This window comes from Variovorax sp. KBW07, assembly GCF_003852515.1.
Classification (GTDB): Bacteria; Pseudomonadota; Gammaproteobacteria; order Burkholderiales; family Burkholderiaceae_C; genus Variovorax.
Map to the genome: position 1 here is coordinate 2,504 of NZ_QAJK01000025.1, position 4,308 is coordinate 6,811.

Below are 4,308 nucleotides of genomic sequence, written 5' to 3' on the forward strand. Positions count from 1 at the left end.
CCAGCCCGATGGCCAGCACCATGGCCAGCAAGGTCAGCAGGTTGATGCTGAAGCCGAACAGCAGCATCAGCGCGGCGGCGCCCAGCATCGACAGCGGAATCGTCACCACCGGAATCAGCACCGCGCGCATCGAGCCCAGGCACAGGAAGATCACCACCACCACGATGGCAATGGCTTCGAGCAGTGTCTTCTGCACCTCGTCGATGGAGGCCTCGATGAAGCGCGCCAGCTCGAAGGGCAGTTGCACGTCCACGCCCGGTGGCAGGTTCTGCTTGATGCCAGGCAGCAGGTCGCGAATGCGCTTCACGATCACCAACGGGTTGCCGTTGGGCGCCGCCTGCAGGCCCAGGTAGATGGCTTTGTCGCCGTCCATCGTCGCGCTGCTGTCGGCACTGGCCGCGCCCAGTTCCACGGTGGCCACATCGCCCAGGCGCACGATGGCGTCGCCCTCGCGCTTGATGACCATGTCGCGGAACTCGGCCACGCTCACCAGGTCGGTGTTCACGCGGATGTTCGACACCACGTACAGGCCCTTCACCTGCCCCGGTGCGGCCTGCACGTTGTTCTGCCGCAGTGCGTCGGCCAGCTCGCCGGCCGAGATGCCGCGCGCCGCCATGCGGTTGGGATCGAGCCACACGCGCATCGCCAGCGTCTGGCCGCCCGACACCTCCACGCCCGACACGCCGGGAATGGACGCGAACTGCGGCTGCACCACGCGCGAGAGGTAGTCGGTGAGCGCCGGCACCGGCATCGTCTTGCTCGAGAAGCCGACATACGCCACCGCAGTGGCTTCGCCCGACGACTTGAGGATGACGGGGTCGAAGGCTTCGGCCGGCAGCCGGTACTTCACCTGGCTGACCTGCGCCATGGCCTGCGTCAGCGCCTGGTTGGCGTCGGCATTGAGCTTCATGCGCACGCTGATCACGCTGCGGCCCAGCGTGGAAGACGACGAGAGGTAGTCGACGTTCTCGATGGTCGCCACCGCCTGCGCAATCGGCTGCGTGACGAAGCCCTGCATCAGCTCCGGCGAGGCGCCGGGGTACTGCGTGGTGATGGTGAGCGTGGTGCTTTCGGTCAGCGGGTACTGGCGCACCGGCAGGTCGCCCAGTGCGCGGGCGCCGAGCAGAAGAATGAGCGTGCTCACCACCAGCGCCAGCACGGGCCGGCGCACGAAGAGGTCGGTGAACTTCATGACCTGGGCTCCTGCAGGGCCAGCGTGTCCTTCTCGGCCGGCACCACGGCGGCGCCGCTGTACAGGCGCAACTGGCCCGAGGTGACGACCTTCTCGCCGGCTTTCAGGCCCTGCTCGATGACGACCAGTCCGTCTTGCCGGTCGCCGGCTTTCACGAACACCTGCTGCGCCGTGAAGCCGCCCTTGTCGCCGGGGCGCACCACGAAGACCGCGTCGCCGTGCGTGCTGTAGGTGATGGCGGTCTCGGGCACCGTGATGGCGCCGGTGCGTGCCGGCAGCGCGACGCGGCCGTTGACGAACATGCCGGGCGTGAGCGCGCCGTCGGCGTTGTCGACCGTGGCCTGCAGGCGCACGGTGCGCGTGTCGCTGCCGATCTGCGGCTCGATGGTGCTGAGTTTGGCCTGGAAGACCCGGCCCGGATACGCATCGACCATCAACGACACCGACTGCTGGCGCTTGAGCACCGGCAGCGCGGTTTCGGGCAGCGTGAGGTTGGCGAACAGCGTGCGCGCATCGGTGAGCGACACCAGCGCGTCGCCGGCCCGCACGAACTGCCCGAGGTTGACCTTGCGGATGCCGAGCACGCCGTCGAACGGCGCCTTGATGCGCTTCTGCTCCAGCATGGCCTGCGCGCGCCGCAGGTCGCCGCTGGACTGGTCGAAGGCCGCCTGCGCCTGCTCCAGTTGTTCCTGTGTCGCGGCCTGCTGCGGCACCAGCCGGCGCGTGCGCTCCAGCAGTGCCCTGGCGTTGGCGCGCTGGGCCGTCAGGCGTTCGAGGTCGCCCTGCTCGGGCGCATCGTTCAACTGCACGAGCAATTGCCCGGCGCGCACTTCGCTGCCGGGCGTGAACAGGATCTTCGCGACGCGGCCTTCGGCTTCCGCCGGCACCTCGACCTGCCGGTTGGCTTCGAGCGTGCCGATGCCGCTCAGGAAGCGTGCCATTTCAGTCGGCCTGGCGGTGGCCACCGCGACCTTGGACGGCGGCATGCCGCCCCCTTCGGCGGGCTTGGACCTGGCCGTGAGCGCATAGCCGGCGCCCCCCACCACCACTGCCGCAAGACCGGCACCCAGCCAGACTCTCGATTGTTTGTTCATACGCAACCCGCTGTTTTATCAAAGAAAGTGCTTTGATTATTAAATCGGGCCGGACGGCTGTCGAGAAAGACGTGGCAATGCCCGCGATAGGCGAGGGCTATCTCATGGATGCTGTGCATGCTGGGTGCTCCAGGTGGTTGGGCGGGGGAATCCCGCTGACCTGGGAAAGACGGCCGAACCCATCGGCTTGTGACGCGCGGCGCCTCAAAAAAATGCCACCACGCATTGGCGGTGCATCGCCCGGGTTGCGGGCGGCGATGTACATTGCGGCCTGCTCATGAACCTTTTCAGCATGGCCACCAAACCCCGAAAGAAGTCCACGGCCGTTACCGAGGACGAGGTCTTCGACATGGCCGCCGACCTGTTTCGCGCCATGGCCGCGCCGATGCGCCTGAAGATCGTGAGCCAGCTGTGCAACGGCGAGAAGAACGTCAGCGAGCTGCTGGCCGAGATCGACACCACGCAGCCCAACATGTCGCAGCACCTGAACACGCTCTACCAGGCCGGCGTGCTGGCACGGCGCCGCGAAGGCGTGAGCATCTACTACAGCATCGCGAACGAGACCGTGGTGGCGCTGTGCCGCAGCATCTGCGTGCAGATCGCCATCGAGCAGGAATAGGAATGGGAACAGGCGGCCCTTGCCGCCAGGCGCCCTGCGTGAAGGCGCCGCGCCCTCAGGGCTTCGGCAGGCCTCAGGGCTTCAGGTACACGTAGCCTTCCTTCGCCTGCAGCCGCGCGACTTCGGCCACGCCCGAGGGCACCACCTTGGTTTCCATCAGCAGCTTGCCCGCGTCGATGTTGCGTGTGGTCAGCGTGTTGTTGCACACCTTGAACTCCACGCCGCGCGCGGCCAGCGCGCTCACCGGGCCGCTGAACTCGCGGCCCTTGCTGTCCTTGGCATCGTTCAGGAGAAAGTCGATGCCGGGGCCGTGCGTCACCACCACGATCTTCGCCTTCGGGTCCGCGTTGAGGTGGTTGGTGATGTTGGCGAGCACCGCCGCGCTGCTCTCGATGCCGGTGTTGACGTGGTAGACCACCTTGACCTCTTGCGCGCCCGCGAACGGGGCGAACATGGCGAGCAGGAAGGCGATGAATGCGTGTCTCATGGGGAAACCCTCTGGATGTTGTCGTTGTTCGCAAAATATCATCTTCTGCTTATATGTACAGCCGGGCAAGCCCGCAGGCCCGCAGGAGACGACACACGATGTTCCCGGTTTTTCTTCGATGCCGGCAGGCCGCTGCCCGCGCCCGCGCCATTGCATGCGCCACCGCACGCGCCGCGCTGCTGGTTGCCGCGTGCCTGGCCACGGCGAATGCCCTTGCCGTGCCCGCCATCGAGCCGCTGCGCGTGGCGCCCGACGTGTACTACGTGCAGGGCATTCCGGCGCTGGGCTCCCGGGAGAACCAGAACTTCATTTCCAACGCCGGCTTCGTCGTCACGCAAGACAGCGTGGTGATGATCGACGCGCTGGGCTCGCCCGCCGCGGCCGAGCGCATGGTGGCGGAAATCCGCAAGATCACGCCCAAGCCGATCAGCCACGTCATCCTCACGCACTATCACGCAGACCACATCTACGGCCTGCAGGTGTTCAAGGCGCTGGGCGCGCAAGTTGTCGCGCACGCGCTCGGCAAGGACTACCTCAACTCCGACACGGCGCGGTTGCGGCTCGAAGCCTCGCGCAAGGACCTCGCACCGTGGATCGACGAGACCACGAAGCTCGTGCCCGCCGACGTGTGGCTCGACGGCCGCACCGAGATGACCATCGGCGGCACGCGCTTCGTCATCCAGCCGGCCGGCCCGGCCCACACGCCCGAAGACCTGGCCATCTACCTGCCGCGGCAGAAGGTGATGTTCGCAGGCGACATCGTGTTCCGCAACCGCATTCCGTACGTGGGCACGGCCGACAGCCGGCACTGGATCGCCTCGCTCGACACGCTGCTGTCGCTCGACGTGCGCACCATCGTGCCGGGCCACGGACCGGCCTCCGATGAGCCCAAGCAAGACCTGCAGCAGACGCGCGA

General features: G+C 67.0%; 5 protein-coding genes. 2 read left to right on the plus strand and 3 right to left on the minus strand.

The window, feature by feature from the left end:
* On the minus strand, positions 1–1,192 hold a 1,192-nt coding region (locus DBV14_RS05405; RefSeq protein ID WP_185545927.1), incomplete at its 3' end, for an efflux RND transporter permease subunit.
* On the minus strand, positions 1,189–2,286 hold the full coding sequence (locus tag DBV14_RS05410) for an efflux RND transporter periplasmic adaptor subunit (protein WP_124458167.1): 1,098 nt from the start codon (positions 2,284–2,286) through the stop codon (positions 1,189–1,191). The genes DBV14_RS05410 and DBV14_RS05405, both read right to left, overlap by 4 nt.
* Before the next feature lie 292 nt (positions 2,287–2,578).
* Here DBV14_RS05410 and DBV14_RS05415 point away from each other — a divergent pair, with 292 nt between their 5' ends.
* Positions 2,579–2,905, plus strand: coding sequence for a metalloregulator ArsR/SmtB family transcription factor (locus DBV14_RS05415; RefSeq protein WP_124458168.1), 327 nt, complete (start codon positions 2,579–2,581; stop codon positions 2,903–2,905).
* Between the two features lie 73 nt (positions 2,906–2,978).
* On the opposite strand, the gene DBV14_RS05420 is transcribed toward DBV14_RS05415, so the two are convergent.
* Positions 2,979–3,392 carry a DsrE family protein gene (locus DBV14_RS05420; protein ID WP_124458169.1) on the minus strand — a complete coding sequence of 138 codons (414 nt, stop codon included), beginning with the start codon at positions 3,390–3,392 and terminating at the stop codon, positions 2,979–2,981.
* Positions 3,393–3,490: 98 nt separating this feature from the next.
* Here DBV14_RS05420 and DBV14_RS05425 point away from each other — a divergent pair.
* Positions 3,491–4,308: MBL fold metallo-hydrolase (locus tag DBV14_RS05425; RefSeq protein ID WP_148092430.1), on the plus strand; the 818-nt coding region annotated here is incomplete at its 3' end.